This is a genomic window from Nostoc sp. UIC 10890, from assembly GCF_054786515.1.
The window spans coordinates 3,935,672-3,958,710 of record NZ_JBSGKF010000001.1; the positions used below are offsets into that span (position 1 = coordinate 3,935,672).

At 41.2% G+C, this 23,039-nt stretch carries 17 protein-coding genes; 6 read left to right on the top strand and 11 right to left on the bottom strand.

Translation table 11 applies throughout. The features are described from left to right. The first annotated feature begins 247 nt into the window (after positions 1-247). From ACWATR_RS16035 to ACWATR_RS16050, 4 genes are all read left to right on the top strand, one after another. Positions 248-553, top strand: coding sequence for a phosphopantetheine-binding protein (locus tag ACWATR_RS16035; RefSeq protein WP_069074437.1), 306 nt, complete (start codon positions 248-250; stop codon positions 551-553). 168 nt (positions 554-721) lie between these two features. Then, complete coding sequence (locus ACWATR_RS16040; protein WP_460334212.1) at positions 722-2,056, top strand: phthiocerol/phthiodiolone dimycocerosyl transferase family protein; 1,335 nt, start codon at positions 722-724, stop codon at positions 2,054-2,056. Positions 2,057-2,353: 297 nt separating this feature from the next. Beyond that, positions 2,354-4,231 (top strand): TubC N-terminal docking domain-related protein, encoded by a 1,878-nt coding sequence (locus ACWATR_RS16045; RefSeq protein ID WP_460340445.1) that lies wholly within the window; start codon positions 2,354-2,356, stop codon positions 4,229-4,231. Between the two features lie 435 nt (positions 4,232-4,666). Continuing rightward, positions 4,667-5,662 (top strand): NAD-dependent epimerase/dehydratase family protein, encoded by a 996-nt coding sequence (locus tag ACWATR_RS16050; RefSeq protein WP_460334215.1) that lies wholly within the window; start codon positions 4,667-4,669, stop codon positions 5,660-5,662. Positions 5,663-6,385: 723 nt separating this feature from the next. On the opposite strand, the gene ACWATR_RS16055 is transcribed toward ACWATR_RS16050, so the two are convergent. The 3 genes from ACWATR_RS16055 to ACWATR_RS16065 all read right to left on the bottom strand — a co-directional run bounded on the left by ACWATR_RS16055 (position 6,386) and on the right by ACWATR_RS16065 (position 10,224). Next, positions 6,386-7,630, bottom strand: coding sequence for a M20 family metallopeptidase (locus ACWATR_RS16055; RefSeq protein WP_460334218.1), 1,245 nt, complete (start codon positions 7,628-7,630; stop codon positions 6,386-6,388). Between the two features lie 162 nt (positions 7,631-7,792). Next, positions 7,793-8,473: a dethiobiotin synthase gene (gene bioD, locus ACWATR_RS16060; protein WP_460334221.1), complete on the bottom strand. Its 681-nt coding sequence runs from the start codon at positions 8,471-8,473 to the stop codon at positions 7,793-7,795. Further along, the gene (locus ACWATR_RS16065) at positions 8,473-10,224 is read right to left on the bottom strand and encodes a protein kinase domain-containing protein (RefSeq protein ID WP_460334223.1); all 1,752 of its coding nucleotides are present in this window, start codon (positions 10,222-10,224) and stop codon (positions 8,473-8,475) included. The genes bioD and ACWATR_RS16065 overlap by 1 nt, the downstream gene beginning before the upstream one ends. Positions 10,225-11,012: 788 nt before the next feature. On the opposite strand from ACWATR_RS16065, the gene ACWATR_RS16070 reads away from it, so the two are divergent. Continuing rightward, positions 11,013-12,029 (top strand): ribose-phosphate pyrophosphokinase, encoded by a 1,017-nt coding sequence (locus tag ACWATR_RS16070; RefSeq protein ID WP_069074426.1) that lies wholly within the window; start codon positions 11,013-11,015, stop codon positions 12,027-12,029. Positions 12,030-12,204: 175 nt separating this feature from the next. Here ACWATR_RS16070 and ACWATR_RS16075 read toward each other — a convergent pair whose 3' ends face one another. From ACWATR_RS16075 to ACWATR_RS16095, 5 genes are all read right to left on the bottom strand, one after another. Further along, positions 12,205-14,394, bottom strand: a complete 2,190-nt coding sequence (locus ACWATR_RS16075; protein ID WP_460334226.1) for a xanthine dehydrogenase family protein molybdopterin-binding subunit — start codon at positions 14,392-14,394, stop codon at positions 12,205-12,207. Next, positions 14,391-15,368 (bottom strand): FAD binding domain-containing protein, encoded by a 978-nt coding sequence (locus ACWATR_RS16080; RefSeq protein ID WP_460334230.1) that lies wholly within the window; start codon positions 15,366-15,368, stop codon positions 14,391-14,393. The genes ACWATR_RS16075 and ACWATR_RS16080 overlap by 4 nt, the downstream gene beginning before the upstream one ends. Beyond that, positions 15,355-15,903: a (2Fe-2S)-binding protein gene (locus tag ACWATR_RS16085; protein ID WP_460334233.1), complete on the bottom strand. Its 549-nt coding sequence runs from the start codon at positions 15,901-15,903 to the stop codon at positions 15,355-15,357. Before ACWATR_RS16085 ends, ACWATR_RS16080 begins: the two co-directional genes overlap by 14 nt. A gap of 378 nt (positions 15,904-16,281) precedes the next feature. After that, a complete protein-coding gene (locus ACWATR_RS16090; protein WP_460334236.1) occupies positions 16,282-16,566 on the bottom strand; it encodes a hypothetical protein in 285 nt (94 codons plus the stop codon). Between the two features lie 5 nt (positions 16,567-16,571). Next, the gene (locus tag ACWATR_RS16095; protein ID WP_460334239.1) at positions 16,572-17,075 is read right to left on the bottom strand and encodes a hypothetical protein; all 504 of its coding nucleotides are present in this window, start codon (positions 17,073-17,075) and stop codon (positions 16,572-16,574) included. Positions 17,076-17,842: 767 nt separating this feature from the next. Here ACWATR_RS16095 and ACWATR_RS16100 point away from each other — a divergent pair. Further along, the gene (locus tag ACWATR_RS16100; protein ID WP_460334242.1) at positions 17,843-19,036 is read left to right on the top strand and encodes an FAD-dependent oxidoreductase; all 1,194 of its coding nucleotides are present in this window, start codon (positions 17,843-17,845) and stop codon (positions 19,034-19,036) included. A gap of 476 nt (positions 19,037-19,512) precedes the next feature. Here the strand turns inward: ACWATR_RS16100 and ACWATR_RS16105 are convergent, their stop codons facing one another. The 3 genes from ACWATR_RS16105 to ACWATR_RS16115 all read right to left on the bottom strand — a co-directional run bounded on the left by ACWATR_RS16105 (position 19,513) and on the right by ACWATR_RS16115 (position 22,707). Continuing rightward, positions 19,513-20,007: a DUF6174 domain-containing protein gene (locus ACWATR_RS16105; protein WP_460334245.1), complete on the bottom strand. Its 495-nt coding sequence runs from the start codon at positions 20,005-20,007 to the stop codon at positions 19,513-19,515. Between the two features lie 377 nt (positions 20,008-20,384). Beyond that, entirely contained in the window at positions 20,385-20,549 is a 165-nt protein-coding gene (locus ACWATR_RS16110) for a hypothetical protein (RefSeq protein ID WP_460334248.1), read from the bottom strand. A gap of 73 nt (positions 20,550-20,622) precedes the next feature. Beyond that, positions 20,623-22,707, bottom strand: coding sequence for a calcium-binding protein (locus ACWATR_RS16115; RefSeq protein ID WP_460334251.1), 2,085 nt, complete (start codon positions 22,705-22,707; stop codon positions 20,623-20,625). Between the last annotated feature and the right edge of the window lie 332 nt (positions 22,708-23,039).

A 23,039-nucleotide genomic window follows, 5' to 3' on the forward strand; every position in this document is an offset into this window, starting at 1 on the left:
ATGTAGATGCAAAGCTGCCCCTAACTGAAAATCATTATTTTGGCTATTGTTTGCGTAAGTCTTACAGATATGAAGCAGTAGCGAAAGTGAAAACATTTTCTAGTATCTCCTAGCTTCAACTTTCTGAAATTTTAGCAAGTATAGCAATCCTATTGATGCTATGAACAAGAATTATAGGTTTTTAGCTTGTTCATATCCTATTTAGAAATGCTACATATCCAATTCCTTTTACTTCAGAGGTGTGTAAATGAGTCAGTCTACTCCTGAGACAACTAAAAAGCAGTCTTATACCGCAGAAGAAATTCAAGCTTGGTTAGTATCTCATATTGCAGAGCAGTTAGGAGTTGAACCCAAAGATATAGATGTTAGTCAGCCTTTAGATAGTTACGGTTTAGAGTCAGCGCAGGCAATGTTTCTTGTTAGCAAAGCGGAGAAATTGTTTGGTTTTGAGCTATCTCCAATTCTATTGTGGCATTACCCCACTATTGAAACATTATCCCAGCGTTTAGCCGAAGAATCTAAAGCTTCGCAGTCAGAGATTTTTGAGATTTGAACGTCAAAGCTGTTCCTTGAAAAATTTACATAACAAAACTTTGATAGTTTGAAACTATGAATATATCCAGGTTTTAGCAAAGCTTACTCTACAGGTTGTTAAATAATGACAACCTCCATAGAAACTAGGCTTGCAAACATCAGTCGTTAGAACAAATCAAAAGTAAATATGATTTACAACAGAAAACTGGGACGAATCGAGCAAGCTATGGAAATCTTAAATAGCCGTGCTAAAACCTGGAACATAGTAACTATTAGTCGTATCAAGGGCTATATCTGCGAAGAAACTCTAACACAAGCTTTAGACGTGATTCAGTTTCGTCACCCTCGTCTAAATTCTCAAATTGTTCGTTCTAAGAATAGTCTCAGTTTTCAAAATCAAGGAACCGCAAAGATTGCTTTACGGGTTGTAAGGCAGTCAAATAATCAGCAGTGGGAAGAAGTGGTTTATGAAGAGATGAACAAAGGAATTGATAGTAGCAAAGGTTTGCTACGAGTGGTTCTTGTGCATCTTTTGGGTGATAAGCACATAACTTACCTAATTACAACAATACACCATGCGATCGCAGATGGTTTATCATCCATCCAACTTCACTCCGAAATATTGACTTGTTGCCAAAAAATTGTGTCTGGCGAACCAATCAATCCAGTTGCTACCTTAACTCCGCTTCCACCCATCGAAGAATTAATACCCGAATGGACTAAAGGGTTTAGAGGTAGGATAAGCAGCATTATATTTTTGTTGCAGCTTGGATTTAAAAAAATCTGGAATCGACCAAAAACATTAGGTTTTGAAAAGTACGTATCTATTGCAAAGCGTCGCTGCAACATTATCCACAGACAACTTGACCAAGATTTAACCCAAAAGTTTGTCAATCATTGTCGGCAAGAAAATACAACAGTACATAGTGCATTATGCGCTGTAATGATGTTTACAATAGGGAGAAAAATAATTAAAGGGAATAGAAAAAATATACGAGTAAATTGCCTATCATATTTTGATTTGAGGAGACTTATCGAACCAGTAATCAGTGATAATCACATGGCTGTATTAGCCTCCTCTATCATGGAATTTCATAACATAGAAAAAAATACGTCCTTATGGGAATTAGCCCGCGAGGTAAAACAAAAGCTTGAAGTTAGTAAAAAATCTGGTGATCTCTTTAAAATGATTTTGATTGCCAAGAATCTTATAGATTTTTGTTTTGTTTATCCCAGGCAAGTAGCTGCCACGGTGTCTGTTTCTAATGTTGGCAGAGTCAATATTCCGAAACATTACGGTGAATTTGAACTAGAAGAGATCAGTTTTGCTGGTTCCCATGCTTTGTATGCAGGTGTTTTTATTATCCACGCCTCAACTTTTCAAGGAAAAATGCTGTTGAATTTTGTCTTTTCTGAACCTTCAATTAGTCAGAATACTATGGAGACTCTTGTCAATAACTTTATGTCTTATATTCTTGAGATTTGCAATTTAAATTTAGACTCTAGTTTAACGCCCAACTAGTACCGCACTACGTAAATAAGCCACCCATTTTAAATGTCTAAAACCCTTGCAAACAATTAGTTACGAATTACGAATTACGAATTACGAATTACGAATTACGAATTACGCCTTGCGGCACTAGACTATTCATTGCTCAATTGAGAGGCTAAGAAATCAAACCGCAATGCGAGAGTCATTAATCCTTTAGATACTACTCTCACCCTTTAACGTGGCATTGGTTTTTACGTCCCGCCGTATGTACCAATGACCAATGACTACTTAATGAATATTTTGAACCAATTAGGAGATTCTAATACAATGAACGCATCAAAACTTGTCGCAAATCTTACTGAACAAGGTGTTCATTTATGGGTTGATAACGACAAATTAAAGATTCGCTCACCAAAGGGAGTCATCACATTAGAAATGCAAGCAGAGATAGTCGCTTGTAAAGCAGAGATTGTGGCATTTTTGCACGAGATGGATGTAGCTGCTGACTTAGAGTGTGTTCCTTTAAGTCAAGGACTCAACTTACAAACCATTGGTCGTCTAATTGGGGGATTTACAGAACAATCAACAGTGGAGTATAAGCCACCAATTATCGATCCTAAAGTTATGGCTCAAAAACTGATAGTTACATTTAAACCTTTGCCTAATAGTTACAACAATCAAGAAATTTTGAAATTCCGCCAAGAATTGGAGGTTAAGCTGATCAATTATGGGGTTAAAGTGTTAACTTGGGAAGAAGCGATCGCAGAATTTAACTATGACCTAACAATTCCAGTAATTAACAAAAGTAAGAACTTCAAATTCAAAGGAGTTAAGTCAGAAGTTAATGCAATTATTGATGTAGAAATACCTCATTCAATTCTAAGAAAAGTTGGTATTTTTGCAGCAGAGGCTCTCTATCAATTTTATTCTAAATTCGTTTTAAATGGTCGCAAAATACCTGTTATCAAAATGGCTCGACTAAGTAGTTGGGCTGAGGATCATGCAGCTAAATATGTTGATAATCCTAGTAAGACACAAGTAATTACAATTACTGACATAGATCATGATTTTATCAACCCTCTTATTCCGTATAAACAGAAAATAAATATTGGTTTAAATACTTTAATTAGAACATTTTCAGAGATTGTTGTTGGAGTATCATCTGATAAAATTTCTATATTGAACATGAATCTTTCAGACTCTATTTTCTCTAAAAATGAGATAGATAGGTTTGTCTTGAAATCACTAATCCCTAAAGTTTTTGTACCGATCGCACCACTTTTGTTGAGCCGATTTGAGCTAGGACAATATAATCCTAAAGAATCTATCTACGCTCCCAAATTAGTAAAACTGGGTCAAGAATTAGCATCGACAGGTTTATTCCCACCTGGTTTTAAGTTAGATGAAGTTATCAAAAGAAAATCTCACAGAGATATTGTCAGCGTCATTATAAACGGTAGGACAGGTGTCTCCTATGGCTTTGTTGCTTATGCTGAACCTCCACAATATTTTGGAGATATAGAATTAACTAAAAATGAGTGGGAAGGTCTATTACCTGTTAAGGGCTTTAGTAGTAACGAACTTCGTCAAAATGAAAAAGGTAGACGCTATGTCAAAATTAAGTTAGTAGAAGAATATGTATTTAGACAAGTACCTGATATTTGGCTTGTAAGTTCTCGTTCAGGGTCAAATAAAACAGACTTGAATATCGCTGACGATATTATCAGAATTGGTTTGAAAGAAAAGCTATATCTCCAACTACCTAAAGTGATTCAGTCGGAGTTAGCAGATATGAAACCTTCTTATGATATTTATGTCATGCTGGCGATTAGTCTTTCGGCGGCTTTGTATACGCCAGAATTAATTAAAGATGGTGCGGCAATTGTTCATTTCCATGGCTACCCAGCATTTGATTGGTTTAAACCAAATGAATACTGTGTTGGAGTACATAATCCTTCAGTACCTTGTGGAACCTATGAATCTGGTGTATTCAACTTTTTGGGTATTTCTAGCTTGGCTGGAAAACAAGCAAGAGATATATCTTTAGTTAGTTTGATAGAACCAGATCATGGCACAAATTTTATAGCTCATGATTTAAATTATCTAGTCGAAAGATTGAAAGCTGGGTGTGCAGATGGTGAAATTGAACTAGGTGGAAAACATTTTGCCTCTCTCAAATCAAAAGTAGAAGAATACAGAATCTAAATTTGTGAAATAGGCTCTTAATTATCACTGTTTAGTCGTTAGAATTGCTATATAAGTAGCATTCCAAAGAGTTATTTGCTTTGCTACGGAATACCTACGTGTAGCAAGCTTTCAGAGTAGGGATACAATACAATACAGCAAAGCTGAAGCAGCCAATCACGATTCAGCTTAGGTCATTCGTATAAAATGCTAGAGCATTATTTCTAGCATTTTTACACGAATGACTTTTTAGTTTGGATAAAAAATTTCTCAAGGATTTATCAAGTTGCATATGAGTTGCATGTGAGTTGCGATTGAGTATCTCGCCGTCATAATATGCTTATAAATCACAACTGGAGGAGATTATTAGGCAGCGTTAAAAACATTCTTACTATATATGTGAGAATCAATGACGCACCTGAAATCAAACCAGCAATACAGTGGTAGATTAAATCTGTGAATATCGAAAACAAAACTCTTCTCATCACAGAAATTAATGGGTTTGTCGGCTTGCGTTTTGCTGAGTTAGCCATAGCAAAGGGAATGAAAGTCCGTGGTCTGCAAAGTTCTCCAGATAAAGCTAAAGCAAAAAAAGCGCAAAAGCTGGACATTGAGGTGATTGCTGGTAGTGTTACTAACCCAGCTACCGTCAAAATCGCTTGTCAGGGAGTAGATATAGTTGCACATACGGCTGAACTAGCCAAAGAAGGTGGATCACTTGAATATTTTCGCGAGGTAAATGTTGGCGGCACTGTCAATATAGCTAAAGCTGCTAAGAATGCTGGTGTTAAGACCTTTGTGCATCTTTCAAGTGGGATGGTCTACGGCTTCAACTATTGCGATCGCATTACAGAATCTGGGCCATTGTCTGGAGATAATAATCCCTACTGTCAAACGAAAATAGAAGCCGAAGAAGCAATATTACCACTAAATTCCCCACCAGATTTTGGCCTCATCATCATTAGAGCGGGTGATGTTTATGGCCCAGGAAGTATTCCTTGGATAGTCCGACCCATTTTGATGATGCGTCAAAAAGAATTTGTCTATGTCAATGATGGGAGAGGAATTATCAATCATGTATACATAGACAACTTGATTGATGCTATCTTTTTGGCGATCGAAAAAGAAACCTACGGTGAAATATTTAATATCACTGATGGACAAGAAACTTCTTGGAAAGAATATTTTACACATTTGGTGGAAATGGCAGGTACGCCTACACCCATATCTCTGCCAAAAGATGAACTCAAACTTCTGATAAAACTACGTTCCCAAGGGCAGAAACTATTTGGCAAAAAAGCCGATATTCTGCCGGAATCTATAGATTTTATCACTCGCCCCTATGCTTACTCAATTGCTAAAGCAGAAAGTCTTTTGGATTATAAACCCAAAATTGATTTACAAGAGGGGATGCAGCGCATACAAGAATGGCTACAAAAAGCAGACATCTAAATGATAATTTAGTCGATGTAGTCGATTTATAAAGTTTCAATACCAAGTGTTAGATCATCCACCACACATACCAAGTGTTAGACCATCTTAAGAACGACTCACTAAGTACAAATTGATGGCAGCCCAATTTGTAAAATATCTTCCTTATCAAGGAGTTGATTAGGCAAATAATATATCTGCTTAATTACTCTTCAAAAAAACTCTCTGCGTCAGACCGAATGCTGTGGATTGTTAATTACTTATGAACCTGATCCACCTTCTATTACGTACCAATACTACTCGGTTAAGCATTTTGAACCCAAAGTTTGGTTTTGGGTAAGGGTTGAAGGGTAAGGGTTAAAGGTTTTTAATTTCCCTTTCCCCCTTAACCGACAAGTATTGTATTACGTACTTCTTCTCTCCACCTTAGTCTTGCTATATTAGCTGGTATTTTTAGTGGCGCTACTGCTGCTGGCTTAATTGCCCTAATTAATATGACATTGAGCCAAAACCACCCATCAAAAACTATATTCAAATAAAAACTGAACATTTAAATATTGGAAAGGAGTAAAGGAATGTTTTTGTATAACTTATTAGCAACATCTGATTGCCCTAGCAAGTTTTCAAAAAAGGAAAAGCTTGTATTACGGAAAAACAAGTTTTTCGCAACAGTAACTGATCTGCTTGTAAATTCCAAGGCAATCTAATCTTTTCCTACTCGCTTAATAGTTTTCACCTTACCCTTTAATTTGAAATAAAGTACTTTTCCACGCATCTAACAAATATTTCTACACCCATTGCCAAGGCGGTTTCGTCAAAATCGAACCGGGGATGATGATGGGGATATGCTAAGTCTTTGGCGGGGTTAGCAGAACCCAGAAAGAAATAGCAGCCAGGAACCTCTTGCAAGAAAAATGACATATCTTCAGCAGCCATAGTTTGGCATTCGAGCACAATACCCATAGGAGTTTCTACCACTTCTTCTGCTATACTTCGTACCAGTTCTGCCATTTTTATATCATTAATTACTGGTGGATAAAGTGACCAGTAGTCTAAATCATAACTCGCACCATGACTCTGACAAATTCCAGCAATAATCTGCTCGACACGCTGGTTAAAAAAGCCTTTCAAACTGGGATTAAAATACCTGACAGTTGCACTCATTCTCGCTGTATCAGCAATTATGTTACGCTTGGTTCCAGCATGGAGTTCACCCACTGTCACCACTGCTGAATCAATGGGATTAACATTCCGAGCGACAATGGTTTGCAAGGCATTGACGATTTGAGCAGCAACAACTACTGAGTCAACAGTTTGATGGGGTAGTGCGCCGTGTCCACCTTTGCCCAAAATTGTGCAGTTAAAGCATTCCACAGCTGCCATCAATGCCCCAGCCCGCACACCCACTGTTCCTAAAGGCAAATTATTCCATAAGTGCAAACCAATAATCGCGTCAACATCAGGATTTTTCAGGACTCCAGCTTCAATCATTGGCTTTGCGCCTCCTGGTGATTCTTCGGCTGGCTGAAAGATAATTTTCACCGTACCAGAGAAGTTTTGGCGATGCTGCTGGAGATAGTAAGCTGTACCTAAAGCGATCGCAGTATGTCCATCATGTCCACAAGCGTGCATCACTCCATCATGCTGCGATTTGTAGGGCACTTCGTTGAGTTCTTGGATTGGCAATGCATCCATATCCGCCCGAATCGCTAAAACTTTGTCAGTGCTGAGTGGGGAGTGGGGAGTGCTGAGTTTATTGCCTTTGATGGTGGCAACAATGCCAGTGTGGGCAATGCCAGTTTTATGCTCAATTCCCCATTCTTGCAGCTTTTGTGATACAAACTCAGCCGTCAGTTTTTCTTGAAAACCCAACTCTGGTTGTTGATGCAATCGCCGCCGCCACTCTACTAATTGCGGTTGCAATGAACGGATCGCCAGTCGGATGCGAGATAGATCAACAGAAGAGGGATTGGGAAAGGTGGAAACCATTATGAAGACAAACTAGTTTAAGTACAGCTAACTTAGACGGCTAACTGATGTTTATTTTCCCAGTTTATCGTAGGGCATGGGGAATAGATGGACAAAGCAAACAAGGGAGGCAATAGGAATAATCCATACCCAATCCCCAATCCCCAATCCTCAATCCCCAACTTAAAGTGTCAGTGTTTCCCAATCTAAATCTGATGCTATTTGAGCAAGTTTATCTAAGTCAGTCAGATTATCTAGATAAGGTAAGCAGCCTAAAACTGGCGTATTCGTGAGTGATTGAATCAATTGAGATGGTGTCCAGTCGGCTATTTCTGCATCCGTTCGGGGTTGTATGCAGTTCAGCACAATGCCTTTGAGATTCACGCGCGATTGTCTTGCTAATGCTACATTCGCCACTGCTTGAGCGATCGCTCCTAATCTCACTGGCACTACCAATACTGTTGGTAATCGCCATTCTCCTGCTAAATCAGCTACCGTTAATTCCTCGGTTATTGGCGAACCTAACCCTCCCAAAGCTTCTACAAGCACAAAATCACGATGCGATCGCAACTTAGACAAAGCTTGCCACACAAGAGCTAAATCTACTCGGCGATTTTCTTTTGCTGCGGCGATGGGAGGAGCCAGAGGTGCTTGAAAGTACAAAGGTGTAATTTCTTCGGCAGATTGTTCTAGCGCAAATAGCTTTTGATACCACTCGCGATCGCCAACTCCCGATTGAATCGGTTTCATAATTCCCCAGCTATGCTGCGGGTAATATTTTTGCCAATATGCTGCTAGCGCTGTTGTTAAAACAGTTTTACCAGCTTCCGTATCAGTTCCAGTAATCAGTAGCGTGCTTAACATTAATTTCTTTGGCCAGAAAATGGTTGTGTTTCATCAACCGGCGGAAAAGTTGGCGTTTCACCAGTCGGAGGAATTGGGAAGAGTGTTTCTGTGGGAATTGGAATAGGTGTCTCTGTTGGAATTGGTAGAGGTGTCTCTGTGGGAATTGGAATAGGTGTCTCTGTGGGAATTGGTAGAGGTGTCTCTGTGGGAATTGGTAGAGGTGTCTCTGTGGGAATTGGTAGGGGTGTCTCTGTGGGAATTGGTTTGACTGGTTTTTCTAATGAAACATTGAGATTGTAATTGCTTTCGGTAACTCCTGGAACCAGAGTTAACTCAATAGTATATTTACCAGTTAGCAGCAATGTGCCTTGGTATGCTGCTACTTGCCGGGCATTAAGATCAATTGGTTGTTCATTGGGACTTAAGACTGTTAGAAAAATGTTGCTTCCTGGCTCAATAAACGTAGTTAACTTGTCACCTTCCTGCCCAGAAAAAGTATACCGGATTATCTGATTTGCTTGGAGAGTATCTTCAACCGTGGCTGTGTTATTCAACGATCCCAGATTGAGGGGCTTAGTAGATACAACAGGTTGATCGTTAGTAGGTGTGGGTGTGGGTGTGGCTGTGAATGTAGTACCACCAGAAATTACTGGTGAAGGGAAATTTTGTGGAAGCGTTTCATCTGTTGCTGTTTTCGACTGACTGCGGATGGAACTGACTAATGCCCAAGAACCAAATCCCGCGACGATTATTACAGCAATGGCAATTGCCGCGATCGCTAACGGATTATCCAAGAGTGAACTAGAGGGACTTGGTGGAATCACAGGATCGGGTTTCTTCTTCGGCGAAGCTGGTGATGCTACCGGGTCAGGACGGCGACCAACAGCCATTGTCTGCAAGTTAGACACATTCAGGGAAGGAAGACTGACTTGCTCTGAAGGTTGTAGTGCTTGAGATACACTAGCAGCACTTTGATAGCGATCGCTCGGTATATGATTCAACATTCGATTCAACACTACAGCAAATCGCGGACTGACTTTTACCCACCGCTGCCAATTCCAAGTTAGTTGGTTTTCATCAAATAAATCCCTTGGTTCTTTGCCAGTCAGCAAAACTACCGCACTCACCGCTAATGCATACAAGTCGCTGCTAGGATAAGCTCCCCCTGTTTGCATTTGTTCACTAGGAGAGTAGCCTAATTTTCCCACGGTGGTTTCTGGCATTGCACTCTCTGGCGATCGCAAACGCGTTGCCAGTTCCTTTACCACCCCAAAGTCAATTAACACAGGTTTAGCGTCACTATCTCGCAAAATAATATTTTCTGGCGAGATATCTCGGTGAATAATCCCTCGACTGTGAATATGCTCTAAAACAGGCAGCAACGACTGTATCAGCCGCAATACTTCAGCCTCTGTAAAAGTTTGACCGACAGCTTGACGTTCAGCCAGTAGAGTTCGGTACGTCTGACCTGCAACGTAGTCCTCTACCAAAAATAAGCGTTGGTCTTGCTCAAATCTTTCCCGGAATTTAGGGACTTGTGGGTGTTCGATTTGATATAAAATGGCAGCTTCTCGATGAAAAAGCTCTTGTGCCTTTTCTAAAGCCAAAGCCTCCGTTGCTGTTGAAATCAATTCCTTGATCGCGCAAAGTTCGTTAAAGCGCCTCTGGTCTTCTGCCAGATAGGTTCTACCACATCCTCCTTGTCCGAGGATTTGAATTATGCGATAACGGTTTTGCAAGACAGTGCCAACTGTAATGGGTGGTTGCATGATCGATTGATTGAGTGTAGTAGCAACTGAGGAGGAAGTCACCCACAAAGATTAAGTCCAAGAGGCAACACAGTTACATGCAGCGATATTCTACCTTACCTAATGGGTAATACCCCCAGTTAGGAGTATACGCAAATTAATTAAGGAGGTAGGAGGCAGGGGCCAGGGGACAGGGTAATAGGGTTTGGATAAGCATTTTTCACTTTCCTTGTGGTCTGGGGAATGGGGTTAGAGCGTATTGGGTAAAGAATATATTCAAAGCCTTTCCCTTTTTTCCTTTTCCCTTTAACCGAACCGTATTTTTCTGCCTCCTGCCCCCTTCATATACCCCTATTCTGGAATTTTATTGTGTGAATTAAAACTTAAAATTAAATCTGCCAGTTTATTTATTTATTGCTAGTATCATAGAATATAATAAGATACACCCTGAACACTTAGTCCAAAATGTTCTCTTGTCTAAGAGCAAACTTAAATATCATTTAATTTGTCAATGCTTTACTGTCAGTTATAAATGAGGTACTTAGAAGAAGCAAACTATTACACCAATATTTTGATAAATTGAGGTTATTTGCCTCAACTCAAAAAAATTTAAACTATAGACCTAGTAGACAGACTTGATGTCCGTTAAGCTATCAATAGTTTGCTTGCCAAGAAAATTAGACAGTTAGCGAATGATAATTTTATGGGAAAATGTTTAAATTTTGTATGGAAGCTTTAACAAAACTCACAGATGTTTTTTTAGGCTATTTATCGGTTAAATCTATTAAATCTCCAATGATAATATTGCTATGAATGCACATAGAGGATCTGCTGTTCTCAGTTCTGCAACTTTCAAAATGCAACCATCTGCAACAGGGCTGACCGAGAATCATCGCCTGAGACTTTTTTCTGGCTCCGCCAATATACAACTGTCTCAAGAAGTTGCTCGTTATGTGGGCATGGACTTGGGGCCAATGATTCGTAAAAGATTTGCGGATGGAGAACTTTACGTTCAAATCCAAGAATCGATTCGGGGTTGTGATGTCTATTTAATCCAACCATGTTGTCAACCTGTAAACGATCATTTGATGGAATTATTGATTATGGTTGACGCCTGTCGTCGGGCTTCCGCGCGACAGGTAACGGCAGTAATTCCGTACTATGGCTATGCTCGTGCCGATCGCAAAACAGCAGGACGAGAGTCAATAACTGCCAAGCTGGTTGCTAACTTGATCACCGAAGCAGGAGCCAACCGCGTTCTAGCAATGGATTTACACTCGGCTCAGATTCAAGGCTATTTCGATATACCCTTTGACCATGTTTACGGTTCGCCAGTATTGCTAGATTATCTAGCAAGCAAACAACTACCTGATCTTGTAGTTGTTTCCCCTGATGTTGGTGGTGTTGCACGAGCCAGAGCATTTGCCAAAAAACTGAATGATGCTCCACTGGCGATTATTGACAAACGTCGTCAGGCACATAATGTTGCAGAAGTGTTAAATGTTATCGGCGATGTTAAAGGCAAAACAGCAGTCTTAGTGGATGACATGATCGACACTGGGGGAACGATCGCAGAAGGAGCGCGATTACTCCGTGAAGAAGGAGCGCGTCAAGTATACGCCTGTGCAACTCATGCAGTCTTCTCTCCACCAGCTGTGGAGCGGTTGTCCAGTGGCTTGCTTGAGGAAGTCATTGTCACCAATACGATTCCCATACCAGAAAACAATCGGTTTCCCCAACTAGTGGTGCTGTCAGTAGCTAATCTCTTAGGAGAAACTATCTGGCGGATTCATGAAGATACTTCAGTAAGTAGTATGTTCCGCTAGCAAATAAAAGGCTGTGATTCGTGTTACAGCCATAAATTACTCACACTTACCCCTTAATCGGGGACAGTGTGGGCTTTTAACAGACCTAAGATTGGGGATCTTAACCGAACCATGTTGCATCCCCTCCCTGTCTGACTTGACAATGGTGAGTGCTGAATTCTAAGTCAAAATATCATTACAACAACTTATCTGGTGTAATTGGCAAATCACGAATCCGCTTACCTGTAGCATGATAAACTGCATTAGATATGGCAGCCGCTACCCCAACAATGGGAAGTTCCCCCAGGCTTTTGGTTCCTAGTGCATTCACAAAGGGATCGTGTTCTTCAACAAATTGCACTTCCATATTTGGGATATCTGCATGAACCGGAATCAGGTAATCGGAAAGGTTGGCACTAACTATTCTGCCCTGATTGATATCCATTACGGTTTTCTCCATCAGCGCCATACCAATTCCCCATGTAATCCCACCAACAACTTGACTCCGCGCTGTCTTGAAGTTGAGAATTCGCCCTGCACTATAAACGCCTACGCATCGTCTAACTTTGATTTCTCCCAACAATTCATCGACTGCAACTTCCACAAATATCGCACCAAATGAGTGTTTGGCGTATTCTTTGCTCTCTGGACTGGCTGAAGATTCTTCTGTAACTTCTAAACTCTCTAACCCATGACGGCGTAGAATATCGGTGTAGCTGTCTCGCTTCGATGGGTCTTGTTTTAAAAATATTTGCCCTGACTCGACAGTAATATCTTCTGCTTGAGATTCGTAAAGCAGAGAATTTGCATCTTTGATCGCCATTTGAATTATTCTATCCCGTGCTGCGATCGCAGCTTTATGCACCGCAGGGGAAACACTCGCAACTGTAATTGAGTTCCCTGCAATCGGCGCTTTAGGAAGATTGCTATCACCCAGTTCAAACTGCACTGGTAAGCCTAATACTTCAGAAGCTATCTGCGTCATTACTGTATAAGTACCAGTACCGATGTCTTGTGTACCACTTCGTACTTTCACTTCTCCACTGGCGAAAATTTCTACCTTGACTGATGCAGTTCCAACGTTGCTGGGAAATGTCGCACTTGCCATTCCCCAACCAATCAAGAAATAACCATCCTGCATGGAACGGGGAACTGGGTTGCGTTGTGACCAACCAAAAATTTCTGCACCTTTTTGGTAACATTCTTTCAGGGATTTACTTGACCAAGGTAATTCTTTATGGGGATCAATATCTGCATGATTTCTAAGTCTTAGTTCAATCGGGTCAATATTTAAGGTGTATGCGAGTTCATCCATTGCCGATTCTAGGGCAAACATTCCCGTTGCTTCTCCTGGCCCACGCATAAAGGTTGGTGTGGCAGTGTTGATGCGTGCCAAACGGTATTTTACTTCCAAATTTGGACAGGCGTACATCATCGTTGTTGCTGCACCCACAGGTTCTACAAAGTCATCAAATAATGATGTTAAGGATGTACCAATGTGATTGATGACGGTTAACTTACCTTCTTTGGTTGCGCCTAGTGTTAAGTGTTGTTCAGTTTGGGATCTGTGCCCGCAAGCAGTGTACATTTGCGATCGCGTTAGTACAACTTTTACAGGGCGCTTGACTTGACGAGATGCGATCGCAGCTAAGATTGTATGCGATCGCAGCAGCGCCTTACAACCAAATCCTCCGCCTAAATATTTGGAGATGACGCGGACATTTTCTTGGGGAATATTCAGCACAGATGCGATCGCTCTTTGGGTTGCAGAAATGCCTTGAGTGGTTTCATACAGTGTCAAGTTATCCCCTTCCCACATTGCGATCGTTGCAGAAGGTTCTAGGGGATTATGATGTTCCATTGGTGTGGTATAAACTTGCTCTACCAGCACATCTGCTTGAGCTTTACCCGATTCAACGTCCCCTCTGGTGATTTTACCCGGCATGATGCCAAAAAATATTGATTCGGGTTCAAATATCTCTGCCTCTGCCACCGTGACTGTATAAGGTGCTTCTTCGTAGATAATTTTTATCTTAGAGGCGGCGGTTTCAGCTTGTTCTAAAGTTTGGGCAATTACAATCCCCAAATGTTGACCATCGTAGTAAACATTATGGTCTTTTTCGGTTGACTGAGGCTGTGGAGGCCCAAAGAAGGGTATTTTTACCAGAGATGGGGTTTGTTGGTAAGTAACGACATCTAGCACACCAGGGGCGATTGCGGCGGCTGATGTGTCTATTTGGATAATTTTACCACTGGCGATCGCGCTTTGAAAAATCACTCCATAAGTTAAATTCTCTATTGGCACATCGGCTGTGTAAGGTGCTTTTCCGGTAACTTTCAGCTTACCATCAACGCGATCGAGTGGTTTACCGATAATTTTATTCATGACTTTCCTCCCACAACTGAAAGCGCACGTATCAAAGCGCGTTTGACTAATTCAATTTTGAATTCATTGTGTGTTTGCGGTTTCGCTTCTTTGATAGCTACTGCGGCTGCGGCTGTTAAGGTAGCTTCATTGATTGCTTTTCCTTGGAGAAATTCTTCAGCTTCCCATCCACGCCAAGGTTTGGGTGCAACTCCTCCAAAAGCGATGCGTGCTGATTTGATGATGTCTTGTTCTATATCTAAAGCAACAGCTACGGAAACGAGAGCAAATTCGTAGGAAGCACGATCCCTAATTTTTAAATAATGGGACTTATATGCAAAATCTGGAATTTCAATGGCAACAATTAATTCTCCAGGTTGTAATAGAGTTTCATTTGCTGGTGTCTCACCTGGTAAGAGATAAAAATCATGAATTGAAATTCGCCGTGTTTTTTCTATCCCTTGGATGCAAATTACCGCATCTAATGCCGTCAGCGCCACAGCTAAATCTGAGGGATGCACAGCAATACAATGTTCACTCGCCCCGAAAATAGAATGCATTCGATTGTAGCCTGTAATTGCCGAACAACCTATACCGGGAGTGCGTTTATTACAAGGAAAAACCGGATCGCGAAAGTAACCACAGCGGACTCGTTGCAGTAAATTCCCGCCGATTGTTGCCATATTTCGCAGTTGCGGTGAAGCACTTTGTAATAAAGCTTGGCTAATGACTGGATAATGTTCTTGAATTTGGGGATGAAAAGCCACATCACTCATGCGAGAGATCGCACCAATACGGATTCCATTAGCGTGAGATTCAATATCTGCTAAGGGCAAACTATTAATATCAATTAATGTATTCGCTGTTTGGACTCCATCTTTCATCAATCCGAGTAAATCTGTGCCGCCAGCAATAAATGCAGCAGTTTGGTCTTGATTAACTGTTGCGATCGCCACTTCTTCTGAGGCAACTTTAGCATAACTAAATGGCTGCATCTTCCATTTCCTCTAGCACATCTCGAATCGCCGCAATAATATTAGGATATGCTCCACAACGGCAAAGATTTCCACTCATCTTTTCTCGAATTTCTGCCTCAGATTTTGGCGATTCCTCTAATATCATCCCTACGGCTGAGACAATTTGACCCGATGTGCAGTAACCACATTGAAAAGCATCATGGGTGATAAAGGCTGTTTGCATCGGGTGAAGTTTGCCATCTTCTGCTAATCCTTCAATTGTGGTAATTTTAGCATCGATATGCATGACTGCTAGAGTCATACAGGAATTAATTCGCCGATTATTAACTAATACAGTACATGCACCACATTCACCGCGATCGCAAGCTTTTTTAGTTCCCATCAAACCCAGCTTTTCCCTTAGTGCATCCAGTAAAGTAACACGAGGTTCTAGCTTGACTGAGTAGGAGATATTATTGACATTCAAAGATAATTCTACTTCCTCTGAACCCAATATTTTCAATTCCTGGGTAAATGAGTTTGAAGTTATTGGAGCTAAGGAATTTTCTTCCATGTTTCATGTAGATAATAATTACATCATTACTTTCAGCAAAACAGTGCTGAGTTCCAAATGAGAATTCTTACTCGGTACTCAGCACTGCTTTTATAGGAATCCGCTTTGATTTCTGAACGAATTTGCGTAGACAGGCAATAGGCAATAGGCAATAGGCAATAGGCAGTAGGCAATAGGAAAGAAGGCTTCTTAGTTGTACTGAATTTTTTCAGAAATCAAATATGAGTCCTATATGATGATCATGTTCAAGTAAAGAGTTTAGTACCGCACGGCGTAAATAAGCCACCCATCTTAAACGTCTGAAACCCTTGCAAACAAGTAATTACGAATTACGAATTACGAATTACGAATTACGCCTTGCGTTACTAGATAGGCAATTTAGAGGTTTTTTTGGTAATATTCCTCTATCGCACCTACAGCTTTTAATAATGGCGAATCTAACGGCTCAATCCAATCCGCCACTCCATGAGCTAGTCCAAGAGTTGAGACTCCTCCTGATGGTTCAAGCTTACCATTCACTGCCTTGGTTTTAATAGATTGTAGAACAGCGATCGCGTTGTTTAAATGTGCTGAAGACTCTGGTTTTTTGTCTTCCAACATCTCTTTGGCAATTTCAGATGCTTGGTCAATCAGCTTGATAAATTCTTCTGTCTTAGGTTTCATAAATTTTACGGGCAACTAAAAGGTTTTACGACGAGATTTTTTCCCTCAGACCATTTGATATTTGGATCTTTTGAATCTTGAATAAATGTCTGTTGAGCACCCCCTGGATAGCATTCTGTAGGCACTTGAGGGGCAACAATTCCTTGATAAGTTATTGTTCCTGCTGGTAAAGTTATTTTTTGGATCATAGTGGCTTCATTGCCCCATGCTTGATTAAGAGCCAGATTTTTGATTACTTCTACATTTGTTTTATATTTGTCAGTTGTTAAATACCTACCGTATTTATTTCCACTATTACTATAGTAGCGATAAAAAGTCTTCGGCTGTTCTAGTTTTACTTCCTGACATTTAGAATCTAAGAAGGTAATGGCAATCTCAGATGGCAGAGGGCATGAAGAAGTAACTTCTTGGGCAAGGACTTGTGGTGAATTTACAAGACGCGGCAATGAACTGACTGAAAAACTCAGAAGACTTAAACCAATACATGCGGAAGCTGACTTAAAGTTCATACACACTCATCTTCACAATCATTTTTGAATATGAAAATGATACAGCAAGCTTAGTTCCGTTACAGGAAGTTTATGAAATTTAAAAGTCAATTTTAGGGAATTTAGCGCCAAAACTGATGTAATAGCATTTATTCAAGTTTGTTGAATTGGTGAATAATTCTGAGGGTGTGAAGTTTTTGTTACCACCAGCAACCGCAATCCATTAGAACACCAAATTTGGAGGATGTTTGAAAAGTTTCTCTCTGTAACTTTAGGCACTTTTGATCCCCCCTAACCCCCCTTAAAAAGGCTACGGTGTACACACAAGTCCTAAAAACCTAGCTTGATAAGACTTTCCTCGTTCCCAGTCGGAGACTGGGAATGCATTCATTGAGTCAGAGACTCAATGCCAGATTGGAGGCAGAACCTCCACGAGGAGCATTCCCATGTAGAACATGGGAACGAGATAAAAACGAGGTAAACGAGATAAACGAATGGAAAATCAAGCTTTTTTCGACTTGTGTGTACACCGTAGCCTTAAAAAGGGGGGAACTGGAGTCAAAGTCCCCCGTTTTAAGGGGGATTTAGGGGGATCTAAAACTTTTGATACCGACAAGAGGACTTTTCAAACAACCTCTTAGAGTTGTTTCTCAAGAAAGATTGACTAAAAAAGTACTCAGCAGTCAAAATTAATCATTGTGGGTCTAGTTCAAAGGTAAGCTTGCAAAGCAACCGCCTTGAGGCATGAAGGAAGCGTATGTACTCGTGGGGATATTCTGACTTTTAATATGAACAAAAATCTCACTCAGAAATTATCCAAACCCATAGTAGACAAAGTTGCCATTGTCGGTGCTGGGCCAGGCGGTTTGGCTGCTGCGATCGCACTGAGAAGCCAAGGTATCGATGTGCAAGTATACGAAAAAGCCCAAGAATTTCGTCCGGCTGGAACTGGACTAGGCCTCGCTCCTAATGGCTTGAGTTCCCTAGATGCGATCGCGCCGGGAATTGTCGAAACCCTCAAAAGTTCAGGATGCGAGGTTCACCACACGGTTTTAAAGAATATTCAAGGAGAAACACTCCGAACTAACGCAACTAAATACTTGGAGAATTATGGACAGCCATTATTGACTATTTGGTGGTATCGTTTACAGCAAGTCTTAGCCTCTAGATTGCCATCTGAGATCATTCACCTCAATCATCGCTGTATCGGCTTTGAACAAGATGAAAACGGTGTGGAAATTCATTTTGATGGCGAAAAATCGGTATATGCAGATTTGCTGATTGGGGCTGATGGCGTTAACTCTATCATCAGAGAAACTTTATTTGGCGAGGGTCAGCCTAATTATATCGGTAGTATGTGTTGGCGTGCCGTCATCAAGTATCACCATGAGCTATTTAATGACTATGAACTAGTTTTTGTCAAAGGCAATCAACAGTTTATGTACATTCTCAATGTGGGCGGCGGCTATACCAGTTGGATTAGTCGGAAATTATCACCTGAGTATTCCCTTTCCCACAGCGCTGATGAAGTCAAGTCTTGCATTCTCCATAAATTAGCTGACTGGGATGAATCATTTCGGGCGGTGGTCGAAGCAACACCAGCCGAGCAAATTTGGGAAGGGCCGATTTGCGATCGCCCACCGTTAACTCAATGGAGTCAAGGCAGAGTCACTCTCTTAGGCGATGCTGCTCATCCAATGGCGCCTGCGATGGGACAGGGAGCCAATACCACTTTTGAAGATGCTTATGAACTGCGAGAGTGTTTTTCTGATTCAGCTAATCTCCCAGAAGCTTTAACTAGTTACGAACAACGTCGCATTGAGCGGACAAAAATCATCCAAGCTCGTAGTGCTTTGGGTGAGATGCGCTACTACGACGCTAACACCGTGGCATCTACCGAGCAAACGCAAGAGCGCCAAATGAGTCTTAATGATGATTTTCACAAATGGCTATATAGTTTCAAGCCGTCTGCAATAAGTTAAATTTTAGTTTCACTATCAAGAAAACTACTTTTTAAAGTAAAAACAAAAAATCTGGTTAATTGAGATAAAAAACTTATAGTTAGCGCTAATTTCAGCAAGTAATTTGAAGATATCAGAAGTGACTGTTTTTAGTCAAGCCCTCAAACACAACAAATTCGTTGAATAATTGAGAATTATTCGTGTAAAATCAACATAACTTCATCAAATTGTTAATTTTTATGAAAAGCGATGCCGTAAGCATCGCTATTACCTTTTCAGAGAAGAGTAAAGTATTGAATCTGTTTTTGGAGTTGCTAATTTACCCCTATCTTTGGTAGAGATTGAGTGGAAATAATCAGCTTAGTATCCAATACTTGTCGGGTTTTGGGGAAAAGGGTAAGGGGAAAGAAAAAACCTTTAACCTTTTCCTTTTTCCCTTTTCCCAAAACCCAATTCCGAGTTCAAAATGCAAAACCCAAGCAGTATTGGCTTAGTATCTATTTAATTTCCTCAAAATTCTCAATTGTCAAAAAGATTTCTTCATCAGCTATTTGACTGTTGTAATCAATATTAATTCGGGTTGGATAGCCGAGTTTATGATCGTAGCCTATATCCAAGCTGAATGCATTACGGTTTATCGCATCTTGAATCACATTAAAAAGCTTGGGAATTGTTTTATATTCTTGAAAGAATTCCTGATTAACTGGTTGACCTGTAGCGACAGAAGTGATTGAAGTTGTTTGACCATTACGTACTTCAATGACTACTGGGCCTCTAGCATCTGGTATACAAAAGCAACTGTTGCTAAACGTATAGCGGTAGTTAGAAATATTCGCCTGATTCCACAAACGGCGATTAAATCTTAATCGTCTTAGATTCAAGTTATTATTACTTGTAAGTTGTGCTATCTCTACGGGAGTTTCAGACATCACTGGTAGGTTTAGACCTAGAGATAGTAATATTGCTGCACTGATAATGATAGGTAAACGCATATCGTTCCATTTAGATGAAGAATCCTAATAATCATAATATATTAATTGTTTTACTTATTTAAAGAAAGCTTGTCTTTTGATTAAAATTACTTCGTGGTTAGCTGAATAGTCTTGCGTGAACAGCTAGATTAAATTAATAAGAAAATACGGGCAAAAAATATTTTCAAGCCTCTTTATTTCGTGTTGATTGTTATAGTCTAAATTATCAATCCTTCCCTTAATTGAAGTATGAGGAGGATTGAATTATCCCTAATGAACGTGAGTTCGATGAACCTCTCCCTCCCTACCCTTGAAAGGAGAGGGGCTGGGGGAGAGGTCAAATATGACTTGTCGAACTCACGTTAATTAGCAATGCTGATGATTGTGGCTATTGGTATCTAGCTGCAAGCTTGCAGACATGTCTTAGATACTGTGTAGAATGGCACTAAGAAAAGATACAGCCCTTGTTCTGACTGCTTCCCAGCCTGGAGGCTGGGAATCCATTCTGGGAGGGCTGCCGCCTCCAGTAGCTTGAATTGAGGCAGAGCCTCTTTTAAATACATTCCCAGCCTCCAGGCTGGGAACGAGACGACACAAGCTTTTGGGCTTATCTTAGTGCCATGCGATTCTGTGTGATTACGCAACGATCTCAAAGTCTGTAGCTGCTAAGACTGGTGGAACTGTGAATGGATTGTTATCGTTATCAATTTTGGCAAATAAACTACCTGTTCCAAAGCCTGGTGATGTCAAGTTTTGGTTGAAGAACAAGTTGCCAGTTCCAAGACTGTAAGTAATGAGTCCAGAGCTAGTTGCAGCGGCTGCATCATTGGCTACTATCTTAATTTGGGACAGATTGTTAAGTCCGACAAAAGTTGTCTGATCCAGAACAATTTTGTCACTAGTGCGGCTGAAGTCAGTAATTGTATCTACACCTAGAGCAGCAGCATTGAACGGAGCACCTGAGTTAAACACGAAGCGATCGCTAGCACCACCACCTGTCAGGATATCATTACCTTTACCACCTATAAGGGTGTCATTACCAGCATTACCATAGAGGCTATCATTTCCAGTTCCACCATAGAGTCTGTCATTACCCTCACCGCCAAAGCCAGTCAATGGTGTAGCTGTGCCAGTAGCATCAAGCAAGTCATTTCCAGCCCCACCGTTGAACCATACCGCATTTACTCCAGTTCCGGTGAGGTCGTTGACATCGAGGATGTCATCACCACCACCACCATTGATTTCAAACCTTTCTGCACTATCTACAGTCAAGGTGAATGGAACTAAGTTCAGCCGATCAAAGATTGCTTTTCCTTGGGCGTCCTTTTGCAGACGGAAGTTGTCTCCAACACCTGCGCCGTTGACCTCAACCACGTCATAGCCAGCATTCCCGCTGATTCTGTCGCTACCGTCACCGTTGTTCCAGATCAGGCGATCGTTGCCGTTTCCGCCGCTAAAGGTGTCGTTGCCGCGATTTCCGAGTATAGTATCGTTGCCATCCCCACCAGATAGCCAGTCGATACCATCGCCACCTCGTAGCAGGTCATTACCAGCATCACCATTTAGGGTGTCATTTCCAGTACCACCAGTTAGGGTGTCATTTCCATCACCGCCAAAGCCAGTCAATGGTGTAGCTGTGCCAGTAGCATCAAGCAAGTCATTTCCAGCCCCACCGTTGAACCATACCGCATTTACTCCAGTTCCGGTGAGGTCGTTGACATCGAGGATGTCATCACCACCACCACCATTGATTTCAAACCTTTCTGCACTATCTACAGTCAAGGTGAATGGAACTAAGTTCAGCCGATCAAAGATTGCTTTTCCTTGGGCGTCTTTTTGCAGACGGAAACTATCCCCCGCAGCAGCAGCACCGTTAACTTCAACCACGTCATAGCCAGCATTCCCGCTGATTCTGTCGCTACCGTCACCGTTGTTCCAGATCAGGCGATCGTTGCCGTTTCCGCCACTGAAGATGTCGTTGCCACGATTTCCGAGTATAGTATCGTTGCCATCCCCACCAGATAGCCAGTCGATACCATCGCCACCTCGTAGCAGGTCATTACCAGCATCACCATTTAGGGTGTCATTTCCAGTACCACCAGTTAGGGTATCATTACCCTCACCACCAGAGGCAGTCAATGGTGTAGCTGTGCCAGTAGCATCAAGCAAGTCATTTCCAGCCCCACCGTTGAACCATACCGCATTTACTCCAGTTCCGGTGAGGTCGTTGACATCGAGGATGTCATCACCACCACCACCATTGATTTCAAACCTTTCTGCACTATCTACAGTCAAGGTGAATGGAACTAAGTTCAGCCGATCAAAGATTGCTTTCCATTGGGCGTCCTTTTGCAGACGGAAGTTGTCTCCAACACCTGCGCCGTTGACCTCAACCACGTCATAGCCAGCATTCCCGCTGATTCTGTCGCTACCGTCACCGTTGTTCCAGATCAGGCGATCGTTGCCGTTTCCGCCACTGAAGATGTCGTTGCCGCGATCACCTACTACGGTATCGTTGCCGTCCCCACCCGATAGCCAGTCGATACCGTCGCCACCTCGTAGCAAGTCATTACCAGCGCCACCATTGAGGGTGTCATTACCAGCGCCACCATTGAGGGTGTCATTTCCAGCCAAACCATTGAAGTTATCAGAAGCGGCATCACTAGTACCTGTATCTGCTCCATTAGTTGGCCCTGGCCCTGGAATCCAATTTATTGCCATGATCAATACTCCAAATTCTTAATTTTTAAGAGAATAACGAGGTACTAATACTTCATTTCTAAGAGAATATGAAAGTACTAGTTTCGGTCTATGAACTATAAAACTTATGGTTTTTAGCTGCTAAGTATTACTCAGAGATACTTGCTTCTTTTATGCAGAATTTCGATTTTTCTAAAACTTCTTAACTATGAAATTTGCAGACAGACCTTAGTACATTTCAACTTTTTCGGTCATGTGGAAAAGAAAGAATGGTTCGCCAATGCCTTTCCCAAACTAGCTTTCAACTGATTTAATCATTTTCGCTCAAGTTCAAACAAATGTCATTAGCTTTA